The organism is Erythrobacter epiphyticus (assembly GCF_034653295.1).
In the GTDB taxonomy this organism is placed as follows: Bacteria; Pseudomonadota; Alphaproteobacteria; order Sphingomonadales; family Sphingomonadaceae; genus Erythrobacter.
The window spans coordinates 1-16,532 of sequence record NZ_JAYEEU010000007.1 but is presented as its reverse complement, the minus strand read 5'-3'; the positions used below and the strand labels follow the sequence as shown (position 1 = coordinate 16,532).

The 16,532-nt window shown below is 64.1% G+C and carries 15 protein-coding genes and 1 pseudogene; 7 read left to right on the top strand and 9 right to left on the bottom strand.

All coding sequences use genetic code 11. The annotated features are described in order from the left end of the window. Positions 1–23: 23 nt before the first annotated feature. The 5 genes from SOQ14_RS05550 to mutM all read right to left on the bottom strand — a co-directional run bounded on the left by SOQ14_RS05550 (position 24) and on the right by mutM (position 5,163). A complete protein-coding gene (locus SOQ14_RS05550) occupies positions 24–902 on the bottom strand; it encodes a hypothetical protein (RefSeq protein ID WP_322897069.1) in 879 nt (292 codons plus the stop codon). A 203-nt stretch (positions 903–1,105) separates the two neighbouring features. Next, a complete protein-coding gene (locus SOQ14_RS05545) occupies positions 1,106–1,876 on the bottom strand; it encodes a HesA/MoeB/ThiF family protein (RefSeq protein ID WP_322897068.1) in 771 nt (256 codons plus the stop codon). Between the two features lie 133 nt (positions 1,877–2,009). Then, a complete protein-coding gene (gene dnaA / locus SOQ14_RS05540; protein ID WP_322897067.1) occupies positions 2,010–3,470 on the bottom strand; it encodes a chromosomal replication initiator protein DnaA in 1,461 nt (486 codons plus the stop codon). Positions 3,471–3,936: 466 nt separating this feature from the next. After that, on the bottom strand, positions 3,937–4,197 hold the full coding sequence (gene rpsT / locus SOQ14_RS05535) for a 30S ribosomal protein S20 (protein WP_322897066.1): 261 nt from the start codon (positions 4,195–4,197) through the stop codon (positions 3,937–3,939). Between the two features lie 150 nt (positions 4,198–4,347). Continuing rightward, positions 4,348–5,163, bottom strand: coding sequence for a bifunctional DNA-formamidopyrimidine glycosylase/DNA-(apurinic or apyrimidinic site) lyase (gene mutM, locus SOQ14_RS05530; protein WP_322897065.1), 816 nt, complete (start codon positions 5,161–5,163; stop codon positions 4,348–4,350). Positions 5,164–5,264: 101 nt separating this feature from the next. On the opposite strand from mutM, the gene SOQ14_RS05525 reads away from it, so the two are divergent. The 4 genes from SOQ14_RS05525 (at position 5,265) to dut (ending at position 9,862) form a co-directional block, all read left to right on the top strand. Beyond that, positions 5,265–6,023: a class I SAM-dependent methyltransferase gene (locus SOQ14_RS05525; protein WP_322897064.1), complete on the top strand. Its 759-nt coding sequence runs from the start codon at positions 5,265–5,267 to the stop codon at positions 6,021–6,023. Positions 6,024–6,026: 3 nt separating this feature from the next. Further along, positions 6,027–7,586 (top strand): 2-polyprenylphenol 6-hydroxylase, encoded by a 1,560-nt coding sequence (gene ubiB, locus SOQ14_RS05520; protein WP_322897063.1) that lies wholly within the window; start codon positions 6,027–6,029, stop codon positions 7,584–7,586. 126 nt (positions 7,587–7,712) lie between these two features. After that, positions 7,713–9,413 (top strand): bifunctional phosphopantothenoylcysteine decarboxylase/phosphopantothenate synthase, encoded by a 1,701-nt coding sequence (locus SOQ14_RS05515; protein WP_322897062.1) that lies wholly within the window; start codon positions 7,713–7,715, stop codon positions 9,411–9,413. Beyond that, positions 9,410–9,862 carry a dUTP diphosphatase gene (gene dut / locus SOQ14_RS05510; RefSeq protein WP_322897061.1) on the top strand — a complete coding sequence of 151 codons (453 nt, stop codon included), beginning with the start codon at positions 9,410–9,412 and terminating at the stop codon, positions 9,860–9,862. The genes SOQ14_RS05515 and dut overlap by 4 nt, the downstream gene beginning before the upstream one ends. A gap of 126 nt (positions 9,863–9,988) precedes the next feature. On the opposite strand, the gene SOQ14_RS05505 is transcribed toward dut, so the two are convergent. The 4 genes from SOQ14_RS05505 to secB form a co-directional block, all read right to left on the bottom strand. Next, a complete protein-coding gene (locus SOQ14_RS05505) occupies positions 9,989–10,657 on the bottom strand; it encodes a DUF4136 domain-containing protein (RefSeq protein ID WP_322897060.1) in 669 nt (222 codons plus the stop codon). Positions 10,658–10,793: 136 nt separating this feature from the next. Further along, complete coding sequence (gene trpS, locus SOQ14_RS05500) at positions 10,794–11,813, bottom strand: tryptophan--tRNA ligase (protein WP_322897059.1); 1,020 nt, start codon at positions 11,811–11,813, stop codon at positions 10,794–10,796. Positions 11,814–11,846: 33 nt separating this feature from the next. Then, positions 11,847–13,424, bottom strand: coding sequence for a murein biosynthesis integral membrane protein MurJ (gene murJ, locus SOQ14_RS05495; RefSeq protein ID WP_322897058.1), 1,578 nt, complete (start codon positions 13,422–13,424; stop codon positions 11,847–11,849). A 40-nt stretch (positions 13,425–13,464) separates the two neighbouring features. Beyond that, on the bottom strand, positions 13,465–14,007 hold the full coding sequence (gene secB / locus SOQ14_RS05490; protein ID WP_322897057.1) for a protein-export chaperone SecB: 543 nt from the start codon (positions 14,005–14,007) through the stop codon (positions 13,465–13,467). Between the two features lie 262 nt (positions 14,008–14,269). Here secB and SOQ14_RS05485 point away from each other — a divergent pair, with 262 nt between their 5' ends. From SOQ14_RS05485 to SOQ14_RS05475, 3 genes and pseudogenes are all read left to right on the top strand, one after another. Next, positions 14,270–14,935, top strand: coding sequence for a Tim44/TimA family putative adaptor protein (locus SOQ14_RS05485; protein ID WP_322897841.1), 666 nt, complete (start codon positions 14,270–14,272; stop codon positions 14,933–14,935). A 47-nt stretch (positions 14,936–14,982) separates the two neighbouring features. After that, entirely contained in the window at positions 14,983–16,158 is a 1,176-nt protein-coding gene (gene mltA / locus SOQ14_RS05480) for a murein transglycosylase A (RefSeq protein WP_322897056.1), read from the top strand. Next, a pseudogene (locus tag SOQ14_RS05475) lies at positions 16,158–16,532 on the top strand (Smr/MutS family protein); the annotation flags it as partial. The gene mltA and the pseudogene SOQ14_RS05475, both read left to right, overlap by 1 nt.

Sequence of the window (16,532 nt, the reverse complement as noted above, 5' to 3'; positions counted from 1 at the left end):
TCCCGTGGTCGGACGAGCCGCCGTTACCGTGCCGGTCGGAAGAATTTTTCCGGCGCCACGCAGGCCTTGGCGCCCTTTGTGTCTCTGTTCAGCCGCTCATTGATCACATTTGCGCGATATTCGAGCCGCCCAGTCAGAGGGGAGACGCCCAAAGCTCTGACCATATCCTCGGAGAAGAATACGGCGTATTCAAGCTCTGGCTCACGCGCGGGATCGCAATCTGCCGAAGCAAGATCGGTCATCTCCATGTCACTGAAACCGTGGATGATTACCGGATCGATGCCTGCTGCGATGAGTAATTTATCCTGTTTTTTCAGGTATGTTTCAGCGCGCTCCATCAATTCCCTCCGTTCCGAAACGGGGTTCTCGATATGCTTGCCGTCCGGGCTACGTAACAAATCATCGAACACCGCGGCCATTTCCTGCGCAGTGTCTTTCGCCAATCCGCCATGAAACAGGAGAATTGTTGTGCCAATCGAATGGCGATTGCGAACACCAGAATAAATATAGTTCGCACAAGATGACGCGCAGACATCGTAAACATAAACCGCAGCCTCACGCTGTTGAAGCGCTTCTGCAATGTCAATCGCGGCAAAGGCCTCTCCCCCGCCAGAGCGAATGACGACAACGGGTTTGGTTTCCGAAGGGAGTTGGCCAAGCCAGGCAAAAAACTTTTCGTGCAAATCGTCGTCAATCTCTCCGTTAATGCAGGCACCGGAGCCCTTGGCCGTAAAATTTTCGCGGCTTGCGGTCGCCTCCATTGCCGACTGGCGGTCCATCCACTCTTTGCATTCTGCAATGACCTTGGTCGGGGAATCTGCATCTTGCTGCGCGCAAGCAGCCCCAACACCAGCGATCAAGATAAGCAGAAGAATGAGTTTAAGCTGAGCAGCAAGTTGCATCCGAGGGTCTCCGCAGCAGCGCAATGCATTTTCAAGAAAGGGGTGGCCGTCTTATCACTCAGGTGTCGGGGGTTGGCATCACTGTCCCCGGTTCGCCAGTTCGGTGACGGCATTGAAGATTGTGGCAAATTTCGCGGTATAGCAAGATTCGCGAGTACACTTCACCGGCCTTGCCCGGTTCATACCCCGCCCGTCCGAGGCGATCACAACGCGGCGCAGGCCTTGCAGGCCGGGTCCTTGGCGATGCGGATAGTGCGAAGGCCGGGCGCCAGCCCGTCGAGAATGTGCATCCGGCTCCATTGCGGATCGCCCAGCGCGCTGACCCCTTGCAGCAGCACGCGCACGGCTTGCAAGGCGGCAAAGCTGCCTGCCCAGCCTGCCATCGCCCCCAGCATGCCGTCTTCGGCGCAGGTGTCGCAATCCTCGGCATCGAAGGCATCCCCGACATAGCAGCGATAGCAGGCCTGATCAGGCAGGTGCCCGGCGAAGGCCCCGACTTGCCCCTGAAAGCGGCCGACGGCGGCAGAAAGCAGGGGAATGCCCGCCGCAACGCAAACGTCAGAGACCGCGAGGCGGGTGGCGAAATTGTCGGTGCCGTCCACCACCACATCCGCGCCCGCAAGCAGCCGGGCGGCATTATCGGCCGTGATCTGCGCATCGGAGACCGCGACGCTCAGCGAATCATCGAAATTGGCAAGCCAGCGCCGCGCTGACACGGCTTTGCCGTGGCCGATATCGCGGGTCGTGAAGATGGTCTGGCGCTGGAGGTTCGAGACATCGACCACATCATGATCGACAAGGCTGAGCTGCCCGATACCCGCGGCCGCGAGATATTGCAGGGCAGGGCTGCCGATCCCGCCAAGGCCAATCACCGCGACATGGCTCTGCGCAAGCCGCACCTGCCCCGCGCCGCCCACTTCGGGCAGCACGATATGGCGGGCAAAGCGTTCCAGTCGGGCAGGGGACAAGCTCATGGACATGTCTGTTGGCAGGCTGGGCACAGCCTGTGAATAGGCTGTGGATGAGCCTGTGCGCAAACCTGTGGGCAGGCCGGTGAAAAGCCTGCCGCAAAGGTGTGGGGATTATGTGCGTCTCAGGCCTGCCTGATCAGCTTTCGAGCTGGCGCAGCAGGCTCCTCACGTCGCCATCAATATCGGCATCACGCGCCCGCAAGTCCTCGATCAGCCGGACGGCGTGGATCACGGTCGAATGATCGCGCCCGCCGAACTTGCGCCCGATTTCGGGATAGGAACGCGGGGTCAGCACTTTCGAGAGATACATCGCTACCTGCCGCGGACGCACCACCGCGCGGGCGCGGCGCTTGCTGCTCATTTCGGCCCGGTCAATGCGGTAGAACTGGCACACGGTGCGCTGGATTTCGTCAATGGTGATCCGGCGGCGGTTGGCCGACAGGATATCCGTGAGCTGTTCTTCGGCCAGTTGCAGCGACACCTGCTGCCCGGTGAGCTGGGCATAGGCGACCAGCTTGTTGAGACCGCCCACCAGCTCGCGCACATTGCGGGTGATGGTGCGGGCGAGGAAATCGACCACATCCTCGGGGACATCAAGCGGAGCGAATCGCGTCAGCTTGGAGACGAGGATTTTCTTGCGCAGTTCAATGTCGGCAGCCTGGATATCGGCCACCAGCCCCATCGAGAGGCGGGAGAGCAGACGCGGTTCGACCCCGTCGAGCGATTGCGGCGCGCGGTCGGCCGCGAACACCAGCCGCTTGCCTTCGGCGAGCAGGGCATCGATCGTGTAGAGCAGTTCTTCCTGCGCGCTCGCCTTGCCGATGATGAACTGGATATCATCCACCAGCAGCAGATCGAACGAGCGCAGCCGCGCCTTGAATTCGATCATCTGGTTGGCCTTCAGGGCCTGCACGAATTCGACCATGAAGCGTTCGGCCGAACAGTAGAAAATCCGCGCCCGCGGGTGCGCATGCAGATAGCCGTGGCCGATCGCGTGGAGCAGGTGGGTCTTGCCCTGGCCCGTCGCGGCCTTGAGATACAGCGGCGAGAATTGCGGCGCCTCGATCGCCGCCATGCGCTGGGCCGCATTGCAGGCGAGCACATTGGCTTCACCCGTAACGAAGGCGGCGAAGGTCAGTGTCGGATCGAGCCCGACCGAGCTGGTGAAGCCCGCATCTGCAATCGCGCCAGTCGCCATGGCCAGCGCGCTGACCCCGTCATTGGCGGGGCGGCGGCCATCATCGATGCGCAATTCGGGCAATTGGCGGCGGCCGGGGTGCACCTGGATATTGACCTTGCGCACTTCGCTGCGGGCGATCTTCCAAGCCAGTTGCAGCCGGTCATGAAAGCGATCGCGCACCCAGTTGGCGGAAAACTCGGTCGGCAGGAACAGGTCCAGCGTGCCGGATTCGCGGTCCAGGCTGCCAAGCTGGATCGGCTTGATCCATTGGCTGTGCAATTGATGGCCCAAGTCCTTACGCAGCCCCTGGCTGATATCGGCCCAGTCTGCGGCAAGGTTCACGGCTTCGGCATCTTCCATCAAATGTTCATCGGCATGGCGGCGCGTCGCTCGCGCTTTGTCATTTCTGTGCACCATGGTTTCCCCACTTAACCCTGTGGCCGCCCGTTCAGGCCTGCCCGCATCCACACCACTTTTTCACCAGACACAGCTTCGCCGTTTCCCCGGAACAGGCGTTTCCGGTGAAGCCTCCCCTGATGACTCGATTGTTTAGAATCCGAGCGCGACCGCTCCGGATGAGGGCTGAATAAAGAGCCCCGCAGCCGTTTGCGCAAGCAAGGAGTTTTAAAAAAACTGAAATAATCCTGTTGACTCGCTTGAACCCCTAGGGACTGCGTTCAAGCAATTGAAAAACAACGACTATGGTCTTTTTCGGGGTGCGAATCGTGGAGAATCCTGACATTTGCCGCCGGGCAGGCCGTCATATCGGTCACAATGCAAAAAGGGCCGCACTCGGAAGGTGCAGCCCTTGGCAGATCAAGCCTCGGAACAATCCGTAAACACACCTCTTCGGGTGTGAACGAATCGCTCCGCTGATTGCGAATCAGAGCGCCGCGACGCGGCGCGTGAGGCGCGACATCTTGCGCGCCACGGTGTTCTTGTGGAGCACCCCGCGCGACACACCGCGCGCCATTTCCGGCTGGGCGGCCTTGAGCGCGGCAGCCGCAGCTTCCTTGTCACCCGATTCGCACGCTGCTTCGACCTTCTTGATGAAGGTGCGGATGCGGCTGATGCGGGCGGTGTTGATATCCGCACGGCGGGCGTTGCGGCGGATGCGCTTCTTGGCTTGCGGCGTGTTGGCCATGGTGTCTCGTCTGTCTCGCGTTCTGGTGGGGCCACCGCAGGCGGCCGGTTTGAAGTCTTGCGTCTGCTCGAAAGGGGGCGAGCGAGCACAAGCCCGACCGCCGGAAAGGCGCGCACATAGTCAAGCGCTGGGGAAAGGTCAATGATTCCCTCATTTCTGGCAAACCGGGCAGAACCACGTGCTGCGCCCGCCCTGCACGATGCGCCGGATGATGCCGCCATCCTCGCGCCGGCAGGCTTCGCCCTCGCGGCCATAGGCATCAAAGGACGAGGCGAAATAGCCCAGCTCGCCATCGGGCCGGGCATAGTCGCGTAAGGTGGAGCCGCCATCGCGGATCGAGGCTTCGAGCACATCGCGGATGGCCGGCACCAGCCGTTCGAGTTGCGGGCGCGTGACCTTGCCGCCCGGTTTGCGCGGATTGATCCGCGCGCGCCACAGCGCCTCGCAGACATAGATATTGCCGAGCCCCGCCACGATCCGCTGGTCGAGCAGGCACAGCTTGATGGCAGGCAGCTTGCCCGCCAGCGCTGCTTGGAGATGCGCAACGCTCAGACCCGCCCCCAAAGGCTCCGGCCCGAGCGCTGCAAAGGGTGGCCAGGCGTCGAGCGTATCGGTCGCCACCAGATCGACCGAACCGAAGCGGCGCGGATCGCACAGTGCAAAGCGGTGCCGCGCGGTCGTCATCAGCAGGTGATCATGGGTTTCGGGCGCAGCCGGATCGATCCGCCAGCGCCCGCTCATGCCCAGATGGAAGATCATGGTGGCGGCGCGGTCAGTGTGGATCAGGCCATATTTCGCCCGCCGCGACAGATGCGTGATCCGTGCCCCCGTCATCACCTGCACCAGATCAGGCGGGAAGGGGCGGCGCAGGTCAGCGCGGTTCAGCGTCAACGAGGTCACCACCTCGCCTTCGAGGAACCGGGCAAGACCGCGCACAGTGGTTTCGACTTCGGGCAGTTCGGGCATTTTCTCTGGGCTCGCTTTCGCTCACGGGCGCACGGCAAACGCAACAAAGAATGCCTCTAACACCCTTTGCCTTGGCCGCAATTGCCTCTAGGTGGAGGCGCATGAGCGAACAGTCAGAACCCGCAACCGTTTCCTTCGGCTACACCGAAGTCACCCCCGAAGAAAAAACCCGCCGCGTGGGCGAGGTCTTCACCAGCGTCGCGCGCAAGTATGACATCATGAATGATGCCATGTCGGGCGGGATGCACCGGTTGTGGAAGGATCGTTTCGTCAAGCGGGTGAAGCCGCAGCCGGGTGAGCAGATCCTCGACATGGCGGGCGGCACCGGCGACATTGCTTTCCGCATGGCGGCGCGCGGCGCTGATATCACCGTGGCGGATATCAATCAGGACATGCTCGATGTTGGCGCGGAACGTGCCGCCGATCGCGGCAGCGGCGAAGGCGAGGGCAGCCTTGTCTTCACCTGCCAGAATGCCGAAGCCGTCAGCTTCGCGAGCGGCACCTTCGATGCCTACACCATCGCCTTCGGCATTCGTAATGTCACCCATATCGATCGTGCGCTGGCCGAAGCCCACCGCGTGCTGCGCCCCGGCGGGCGGTTCTTCTGCCTCGAATTCTCGACGGTGGAATGGGCGGGCCTCAAGGAGGTCTACGATCTCTATTCCGATCACCTGCTGCCGCGCATGGGCCAAGTGATTGCCGGTGATGCGGCGTCGTACCGCTATCTCGTCGAATCGATCCGCAAGTTCCCCAAGATGCCCGAGTTCGAGCGGATGATCCGCGCGGCGGGTTTCGTGAACACCAAGGTCGAACCGATCATGGGCGGGCTGGTGGCGATCCATTCGGGGTGGAAGATCTAAGGCGTGACCGCTTCGCTGACTCATCTCTCCCGCCTCGCCCGGTGGGGCGTGACGCTGGCGCGCCGCCGTGCGCTCGTCGGGATCGAGAATGATCCCAACGCGCCTGCGGCGCTGCGCCGTCTGGTCAAGCTGGCGCGGCTGGTCACGCTGACCGGCAAGAACGGCCCGCGCGACTATGCCGGGGCCTTCCGCGCGATTGGCCCGGCGGCGATCAAGCTGGGGCAGAGCCTCGCCACCCGGCCCGATCTGGTGGGCGAGGAGGCCGCGCAGAACCTGCTGTCGCTTCAGGACAGCCTGCCGCCCGTGCCCTTCGCACAGATCCGCGAGGTGATCGAAAGCAGTTTTGGCCAGCCGATCGACAAGCTCTTCGCCGAAATTGATCCCGTGCCGGTCGGCGCGGCCTCGATCGCGCAGGTGCACAAGGGCGTGACGGTTGATGGCCGCACCGTCGCGATCAAGGTGCTGCGCCCCGGCATCCGCGAGAAATTCGCTCGCGATATCGCCACCTACGAATGGGCCGCCGCGCATGTCGAGGCCATGGGCGGCGAGGCCAGCCGCCTGCGTCCGCGCCTCACCATCGCCAATTTCAAGCGCTGGTCGAATTCGGAGCTGGATCTGCGGCGCGAGGCGGCTTCGGCTTCGGAACTGGCGCAGGAAATGGCCGGGATCGGCGGCTACCGCATTCCCGCGATCGACTGGGACCGCACCAATGGCCGGGTGATGACGATCGAATGGATCGACGGGGTCAAGATCAGCAGGGTCGATGAATTGCGCGCCCGCGGCCATGATCTCGATGCGATTTCGCAGAAGCTGGTGATCAGCTTCCTCACCCAGGCGATCAGCGCAGGCTTCTTCCATGCCGACATGCATCAGGGCAACCTGTTCGTGGAGGATGATGGCACCATCGTCGCCATCGACTTCGGCATCATGGGCCGGATCGACCGCCGCGCGCGGCAATGGCTGGCGGAAATCCTCTACGGGCTGACCACCGGAAATTACCGCCGGGTCGCGGAAATCCACTTCGAGGCGCAATATGTGCCGAGTTACCATTCGGTCGGCGAATTTGCCACTGCGCTTCGCGCCGTGGGCGAGCCGATGCGCGGCAAGCCGGTGAAGGAACTCAGCGTCGGGCAGATGCTCGACGGGCTGTTCGCGATCACCCGCGATTTCGACATGCAGACCCAGCCGCATCTGCTCTTGCTGCAAAAGACCATGGTGATGGTCGAAGGGATCGCGACCCAGCTCAATCCCGATATCAACATGTGGGACACGGCGGCGCCCTATGTCCGTTCGTGGCTGCGCGACGAGCTGGGGCCGGAAGCCGCGCTCGCCGACCGCTTGAAGCAGGACACCGAAACGCTGCTGCGCCTGCCGGGCCTGATCCGGCGCGTGGAGGAAATGTTCCCGCCCAAAGGCGGTGCGCCCGAACCGCCGCCGCTCCCCGATATCCCCCTTCTGACCGACCGGCGCGAGGGCAGCGGATCGCTGATCGGCTACATCGTGGCCGGGCTCACCGGCGCCGGGGCGACGTGGGCTCTGTTCGCGAGCGGGATGCTGGGTTAGAAGAGCGTGTAAGGGCAATTTTAACCACCACAGGTGCATCGGATCAAGCGAATGCGCGGCGATCACCGAACGGGGAGACAGGCAAGGCATGCGAAGCTGCGGCTTCATCGGTAAGGATCGGCGGCGGTGAGCACCACCGCCCCTCGCATCCTGCTGGTCGTCGGCGGCGGCATCGCGGCCTACAAGGCCTGCGAACTCGTGCGCCTGATCCGCAAGGGCGGCGGCGAGGTGACCTGTGTCCTCACCAAGGGCGGTCAGCAATTCGTGACTCCGATGGCGCTCGCCGCGCTGTCGGAGAACCAAGTCTATACCAACCTCTTCGATCTCAAGAACGAGGCCGAGATGGGCCACATCCAGCTCAGCCGCGAGGCTGATATGGTGGTGGTGTGTCCGGCGACGGCGGATCTGCTCGCCAAGATGGCAGCGGGCATCGCGGATGATCTTGCCACAACCTTGATCCTTGCGACCGACAAGCCGGTGATGGCCGTGCCGGCCATGAATGTGCGGATGTGGGAACACACTGCCACCCAGCGCAATGTCGGCTTGCTCAAGGCCGCCGGGGTGACGGTGCTTCACCCTGATGAAGGGCCGATGGCCTGCGGCGAGTTCGGCTATGGCCGTCTTCCCGAACCCGAAGCGATCTGGGCGCAGATTGCCGCGCATTTCGGCATCGCCGTGCCCGAAGCCGCGCCTGCGCCGGTCGCTGCGCCCGCGCCGCGTCCGGTGATCGAAGTTGAAGCGATCGAAGCGGAAGAGGATTTCGACGAGGCCGAGGAAGAAGCCGCCCTGCCTGCCGCACAGGAAACGGCTCAGGGCGGGTTGAGCGGGCTGCTCTCGCGCCTCATCCCCCGTTCGACGGCCAAACGCAGCCACGAGGATATCGAGGCCGAATTCGCTTCTCTCGAAGACGCGCCGCTGCCCGAAGATCTCCCTGCCGAAGCCCCGCTGCCCGAGCCTGCGCCTACGAGCCTTCCCGATCTGGGCGGGCCGCTGCTGGCCAAGAAGGGGAAGGCCAACGCCGCCCCGCCGATCGATTGGGCCGCGATCAATCACATGGTCGATCCGCGCAAATCCGCGCCCGAGCCCGTGGTGCCGGCCACACCGGCCGAGATCGAAGCCGAACTCGGCGATGTCATGGACGGGGCTGATTTTGCCACCCCGGCCGATTACCGCCCGCTTGATGGCCGCCACGTGCTGGTCACCGCCGGGCCGACCTGGGAAGCGATTGATCCGGTGCGCTACATCGCCAACCGGTCGAGCGGCAAGCAGGGCTTTGCCATTGCTGCCGCTGCGGCGGCGCTGGGGGCCAAGGTCACGCTGGTCTCGGGCCCCGTCGCGCTTAAGACGCCGCCGGGTGTGACGCGTATCGATGTCGAGAGCGCTGAGGACATGGGCCGCGCGGTGCGCGATGCCCTGCCTGCCGATGTGGCGGTGATGGTAGCCGCTGTCGCCGATTGGCGCCCGCGCGATTACGTGGGTGAGAAGATCAAGAAGCGCGGCTCTGCGCCGCCTGCTCTGATGCTGACGGAAAACCCCGATATCCTCGCCAATCTGTCCTCGGCGCGGAACCGTCCCGAACTGGTGATCGGCTTTGCCGCCGAGACCGAGAATGTGATCGATTACGCGCGCGCCAAGCGCAAGCGCAAGGCAGCCGACTGGATCATCGCCAATGACGTGTCGGGCGATGTGATGGGCGGCAACAATAACCGCGTCCACATCATCAGCGCGGATGGCGTCGAAAGCCTCGACCAGATGCCCAAGAGCGCAGTGGCGATGGCGCTGGCAGAACGGATCGCGGCGAGCTTGCGGGCAGAGGCTGCGGAGTGAGCGTTCCTGTCAAGCTGAAGCGCTTGCCCCATGGCGAGGGTCTTCCCTTGCCCGCCTATGCGACTGCGGGTGCCGCAGGCATGGATGTGGTCTCGGCTGAGGATGTGGTGCTTGCGCCCGGCGCGCGCCATCCGGTGGCGACGGGCCTGTCGCTCGCGATCCCTGATGGCTTTGAAATTCAGGTGCGGCCGCGTTCGGGCCTCGCGCTCAAGCATGGCATCACCGTGCCCAACACGCCGGGGACGATCGACAGCGATTATCGCGGCGAATTGAAAGTGCTGCTGATCAACCACGGGGCCGCGCCCTTTGTGATCGCGCGCGGGGATCGCATCGCCCAATTGGTGCTGGCGCCCGTCGTGCAAGCCGCTTGGGATGAGGTCGACGAGCTTGATGCAACCGCGCGCGGCGCGGGCGGTTTCGGTTCGACCGGCGGGCACGCCAAGCTTTAGCTTTTGCGGTTCTGCTCCGCCGAACGCATACCACGCGCCCCATGCCAAAACACGAAAAAGGCGGCGCGATCCCCCGCGCCGCCTCCTCGTTCCCGTCCAAGGGTAACTTGATCTCCGGTTGTGACCCTACTGCTTAACAGTGATCCGCACAACCTCGCCCGAATTGCCGGGGAAGCCGGTAAACAGCGCTTCGACCAGATTGGGCACCAGTTCCTGCAAGCGGTTGGTGCGCGAGATGGCCTGGGCATTGCCTTCGAACAGGCGCTTGCCACTGGCGGTGTCGTCGATCTTCAGCGCAATCGCGCTCGAATAGATGGTGTAGCTACGCACTTCGGGTGCGCCGAAGAAGGGATCGGCAAAGCCCCAGCCCCATGCGCCGCGGCCAAAGCCGACAGGGCCCCACGGCCCAAGTCCGCCCCACGGGCCAAACCACGGGTTCACAAAGCCCGCGCCGCCCACAAAATCCGTGCGGATGCGTTCGCGTCCTCCATCAACCGCATAGTCGAACCGCACCAGCATATTGGCCTTCGCTGGGTCTTCGACGCGGGTATAGCCGATTTCTGTCAGCTCCTTGGAGACAAGGTTGGCATAGGCGCCGAATTCGAGCCCGCCCGCGTTCTTGGGGTTTTCCGCGACTACGGCAAAGGTCTGCCCCGGCGGTGCGGGAAGCGGCGCCGAAAAGCGCGATACGTCGGCTTTGAACGGGGTGGCGCAGGCAGCCAGCAACGCTGCGAGAAAAACCGGCAGGGCCAGTCGCAGGAAGGGGAAGGCGCGCAAAGGTGAGGTCGTCGTCATGGTCGCGGTTCTGATCCTCTGCCCGGACATGCACGGAATGTGCAGCACGGACTTCATAGTCCATAGCCTATAGCGAGGTCGCCTGAACAACAATTGAACATTGCAGCGTTGCTGTTCGGCGTTTTGCAACGCGGGTTTAGTGGCCGCGCACCAATCCCAGCGCGGCATAGGCCGCATCAAGCGTCGGCGTGCCGCGCTCGCGCGCCTTGGCCGCGCCGCGGGCGAGGATTGCGTCCAAGGCCTCGCGGTCTTGCTTGAGCGCGACAAACCGCTCGCGGATCGGCCCCAGCGTTTCGACCAGCAGTTCGGCGAGCGCAGGCTTGAACGCGCCGAAGCCTTGTCCGGCAAACTGGCCCAGCACGGCGTCCACCGATTGCCCCGAAAGCGCGGCATAAATGCCGACGAGATTGCGCGCCTCGGGCCGGGTCTCGAGCCCTGCCGCATTTTCGGGCAGCGGCTCGGGATCGGTTTTCGCCTTCTTGATCTTCTGCGCCATCGTATCGGCATCATCGACCAGATTGATCCGGCTCATGTCCGAAGGATCGGATTTGCTCATCTTGGCGCTGCCATCACGCAAGCTCATGATGCGCGCGGCTTCGGCCGGGATAATCGGTTCGGGCAGGGTGAAAACCGGTGCCGCTTCGCTGGCGAAATCATTGTTGAATTTTTGGGCAATGTCGCGGGCCAGTTCGAGATGCTGTTTCTGGTCTTCGCCAACCGGCACGTGCGTTGCCTGATAAATGAGCACATCGGCGGCTTGCAGCACCGGATAGGTGAACAGCGCGACCGATTGGCCCTCGCGGTTCTTGCCCGCCTTGTCTTTCCACTGGGTCATGCGGTTCAACCAGCCCATCCGGGCCGTGCCGTTGAGCAGCCATTGCAATTCGGCGTGCTGGGGCACCTGCGCCTGATTGAACAGGATCGATCGATCAGGATCGATCCCGCAGGCGACCAGCGCGGCCGCCATTTCAAGCGTGCCGCTGCGCAAGGTGGCCGGATCATGCGGCATCGAAATGGCGTGGAGATCAGCGAGGAAGAACAGGCATTCATCACCTTCGGCCAGCGCATCCTGCATCGCCACCCAGTTGCGGATCGCGCCGAGGTAATTGCCAAGGTGGAGATTGCCGGTCGGCTGGATGCCGGAAACGATGCGCATAGCGGGCCGCATGGTGGTTGGTGTTCTTCCTGTTCAGGTCTGGCGGCGCATTAAGCGCTCGATAGTGGCTTTGTCGAGCACGCCAAGCGCCACGGTGCTGATCCCGTAGGTCACAAGGCTGACTGCCATGATCGCACCGATCGCAAGCAGCTTGGTGATGGTCGTGCCGGCGAGCCAGGGCGCGATCGCTTGCATCAGCCCCCACAGGCATGCGCCCATCACGGCGGTGGCCAGAGCAATCCGGACAAGCCGTCCGACAACGCGCGGCGGCAGGCGGAAGAACCCGCGCCGTGCCAGCACCACGCCGAGCATGATGATGTTGGCCCAGGCGCCCACCGCGCCCGCGAGCGCTAGGCCGACCACCCCGAAGATGGGCACCAGCAGGAAATTGAGCGCCACTGTCACCACCAGCGAAGCACCCGCGGTGTAAACCGGCGTGCGGGTGTCCTTGCGGGCGAAGAAATTGGGGGTGAGCACTTTGACCAGCACATAGGCGGGCAGACCCACCACCAGCGCTTGCAGCACATTGCCGGTGATGCGCGCATCCTCGGCGGTGAAGGCCTGTCCTTCCATGAAGGCCTTGACGAAGGCAAAGCCCGAAATGAACAGCGCCACCGCGCAGGGCAAGGTGAGCAGCATGGCCAACTCGATCGCATTGGCCTGCAAGCGGGTCGCCTCGTCATCCTCGGCGCGGCTGATGTAGCGCGACAGCGCGGGCAGGATCGCCGTGCCAAGCGCGATCCCGATGATGCCGAGCGGCAGCTGATTCCAGCGATCCGCCATCGCCATATAGGTCAGGCTGCCATCGGGCAGCGAGCGGATGAAGGCGAGATCGATGAAGCGGGCGATCTGATACACGCCCGCGCCGAACACCGCCGGCACGATCAGCACGCCCATTTCCTTGACCCGCGGGGTCAGCCGCGGGCGCTGGCGCGGGATACGAAACCCTGCGCGCCGCATGAACCAGTAGAGCCATGCCAGTTGCAGCGCGCCGCTGACCGAGACCGCAATGGCAAGGCCCATCCCGGTGGCGGCGCGGGCCGCTTCGCCCGCTGCCCCGCTCGCGGGCTGGAACGCGCCCCACACCAGCGCCGCAAGCAAGCAGATGTTGAGGAGGATCGGAGCCGCTGCTGCTGCGGCAAAGCGCGACAGCGAATTCAGGATCGCCGCGATCAGCGTCGCGAGGCTCATGAAGATCAGATAGGGAAAGGCGATCTGGCCCATGATGACCGCCAGATTGAACATCGCCGCATCGCTGCGCAGGTCGGCATTGGCGAAAGCCCACAACACCCACGGCATAGCCAGCATCATCAGCGCGCCGAACACCACGAGGATCGGCAGCAGCACCGCAAGGATCTCGCCCGCGAAGCGCTTGGCTGCGTGTTCATCCTCCGCCATGTGGCGGTTGAACAGCGGCACGAATGCGCTGGCGAAAGCGCCCTCGGCAAACAGCCGCCGGAACAGATTGGGCAGCTGGAAGGCGAGCTGCCACGCATCCGCCACGCCGCCCGCGCCGAGCACGCGGGCGAGCAGGATATCACGCGCAAAGCCGAACAGGCGGCTCACCAGCGTCAATCCGCCGATGGTGCCGACATTCCTTAGCAGGCTCATTGCGGGCGCTGATCCTGACGGGGCGGGCTGCTGGCCGCGCTCAGTTGGTGCCGCCGGTCACCGGCGAAATCGGCTCACCGCCTGCACCGGCTTCGGCCTGACGGGCCTGCAACTGCTGCATGTAGAGCCCGGTGAAATCAATCGGGTCCATCATCAGCGGGGCATAGCCTGCATCGCGCACCGCATCGGAAATCACCCGGCGGGCGAACGGGAACAGCAGGCTCGGCGCACCGGCGAAGAGGAAGGCATGGGCCTGTTCTTCGGGCACGTTGCGGATGCCGACAAGGCCGCAATAGGCGAGATCGACGATATATAGCGGGCCGCGCTCGCAGCTTGCCGAAATGGTGATCTTGAGCATCACTTCGTGCACTTCCGGGCCAACGGCCTCGGCACCGATGTTGAACTGGACATCAACCTGCGGCGCCTCGGTCCACTGGTAGGATTCGGGCGCATTGGGGTTCTCGACCGAAAGATCCTTCACATATTGCGTGATGATCCCGGCAGCAGGCTGGTTGTCGAGCCCGTTGGGCTTGCCTTCAGGGGCAGAGTCGAGATTGGTGATGATGCCTTCGGGTTCGGCCATGATGGGTATCTTTCGGTTTTCGCAAATCGTCTTGCGCAGGTTTCATGAGCATCGCCGCGCCTGTGGTTCACGTCGGATGCAGCCGCGCGCGCCTAGCAGCGGTATTCATCTTCCGCAACTCGGCAGCGCATCCCGAACCGTCGCAGCATGCAACCGAATGGACGTTGGCGAATTGTAATTGATGTCCATATAGGGCACGATAAGCGTTCTTTGGCAGGTGTGGCCCTCGCGCTCCGCTTGCCGCGTGACAGATCGGATTGTGATAGTGCTTGAAATCGTCCTCCTCGCCATGGTTGCCGCCTTTCTGGGGCTCAGGCTGTATTCGGTGCTTGGCCGCCGTGCCGAGCACGAGGAGGAGTCGATCCCGCAGCGCTTTGACGGTGCCGATAATGCGCCCAGCGTTCCCTCGGCCGTGAATGCGCCGCAAGTGGCGGCAACGCCGGTTGCCCGCATGCCCGAGCTGGCGGGCGTGATGCCGGCGGTGGAGCGCGGCATTCGTGAAATCGCGGCTGCCGATAACAAGTTCGAGCTGGCGACCTTCGTTGATGGTGCGCGCGGCGCCTATCGCATGATCCTTGAAGCCTTCTGGTCGGGTGACCGCGAAACGCTGCGCGACCTGTGTGATGACAGCGTCTATGCCGGGTTCGCCGCTGCGATCGACGCGCGCGAAGCCGCTGGCGAAACGCTGGAAAACACCCTGATCCGTATCGAGGAAACCCGCATCCATTCGGCCTCGCTCGATGGGCGTATCGCACGGATAGCCGTGCTGTTCGTGGCCGACATTGCGGCTGTGACCCGTGACAGCGCGGGTCATGTCGTGGCTGGTTCGCTTGATGATGCGATCGAAAGCCGCGATGTCTGGACGTTCTCGCGCAATGTCACCGCGCGCGATCCGAACTGGGTGCTTGAAGAAACCGACGAAGGTTAACCGGACAGGGCGCGCGGGTTTCCGTGCGCCTGCCAGGGGAGCAACCGATGCGCGCCGTTCTTGCGCTGATGCTGGTGATGGTGCTGGGTGCGTGTGGCCGGGTCATTCCGCCTGCCAGCGTGCCGCCAGCAGCGGCCAGCAGTGCGGCCAGCGCGGCGATGGCGGGCCTGTCGCTCGGCCCGGCGATTACCGCGCTGGGCATGGATGATCGCGCCGCCGCCCGCGCGCTTGCCACCTTTACCGAATCATGTCCGCAATTGCTCCGCCGCAGCGATGCGAGCGGGCTCACCAACCCTGCCGACTGGCAGACACCCTGCGCCGCCGCGCGCAGTTGGACGCCTGATCGCGCGCAGGCCTTCTTCGCCACGCATTTCGACACCGTGCGGATCGGCGATGGCAACGCCTTTGCCACCGGCTATTACGAACCCGAAATTGCCGGGAGCCGCACCCGCCGCCCCGGTTTCGAAGTGCCGGTCTATGGCATGCCCTCCGATCTGGTGCGCGGCTGGCCTGATGAAGTGCCCGCCAATAATCGCACCGGCCGCCCGCCCTTGGGGCGCTATGATGCGACCGGGCGGTTCGTCCTGTATCACGACCGCGCAGCGATCGAGGATGGCGCGCTTGACGGCAGGGCACCGGTCATCGCCTGGGCGGCCGATCCGGTGGAATTCTTCTTTCTCCAGATTCAAGGCTCGGGCCGACTCAGAACCCCCGAAGGCGACGTGATCCGCATTGGTTATGCCGGACAGAACGGACGCGAATATGTCGGCATCGGCTCGGTGATGCGGGAACGCGGGCTGCTGGGCAGCGCGCCCGGCCAGTATTCCGGCTCGATGCAGGGGATCATGGCCTATATCCGCGATAACCCCGCCGAAGGCCGCGATCTAATGCGGCTCAACAAGAGCTGGGTGTTCTTTCAGGAGTTGAAGGGCGATGGCCCGCTGGGGGCGATGGGCGTGCCGGTGCGGGCCTCTGCTTCGGTCGCGGCTGACCCCGCCTTCGTGCCGCTGGGCGCGCCGGTCTGGCTCGAACTCGATCGTCGCGAGGCCAGCGGGCTGTGGATCGCGCAGGATACCGGCGGCGCGATCAAGGGCGCGAACCGCTTTGACACCTTCTGGGGTGCGGGCGAGGATGCCCGTGTCATCGCTGGCGGGATGAGCGCGCGGGGCAGGGCCTTGCTGCTGCTGCCCAAGGGCGTCGCCGCGCGCCACCGCCCGCAGTGATGCGGCGGAGCGGTCCGCGCGGGCTTTCGCCCGCCGAAGCCGCCCTCTGGGCGCGGCTGGCCGAGACAGTCACCCCGCTACCGGGGCGGAAGGCCCCTACTGCTTCGCCTTCGCCGGTTGCGGCGCCCAAAGCCGCCAACCCGGCCCCTCCGCCGCCTGCGGCCAAGCCCCTGCCAAGCCCCGCGCTGCCCAAGAAGGGCAAGCATCAGATCCCGATGCCCCCGCCGCCACGTGTGCCGGTAGGCGTAAGCCTTGATTCGCATTGGGAACGCCGGTTCAAGAGCGGGCGGATCGAGCCTGATCTCACGCTTGATCTGCATGATCACTCGCTCGATGCCGCCTATACGCGCGTCATCGCCGGGCTTGATCAGGCG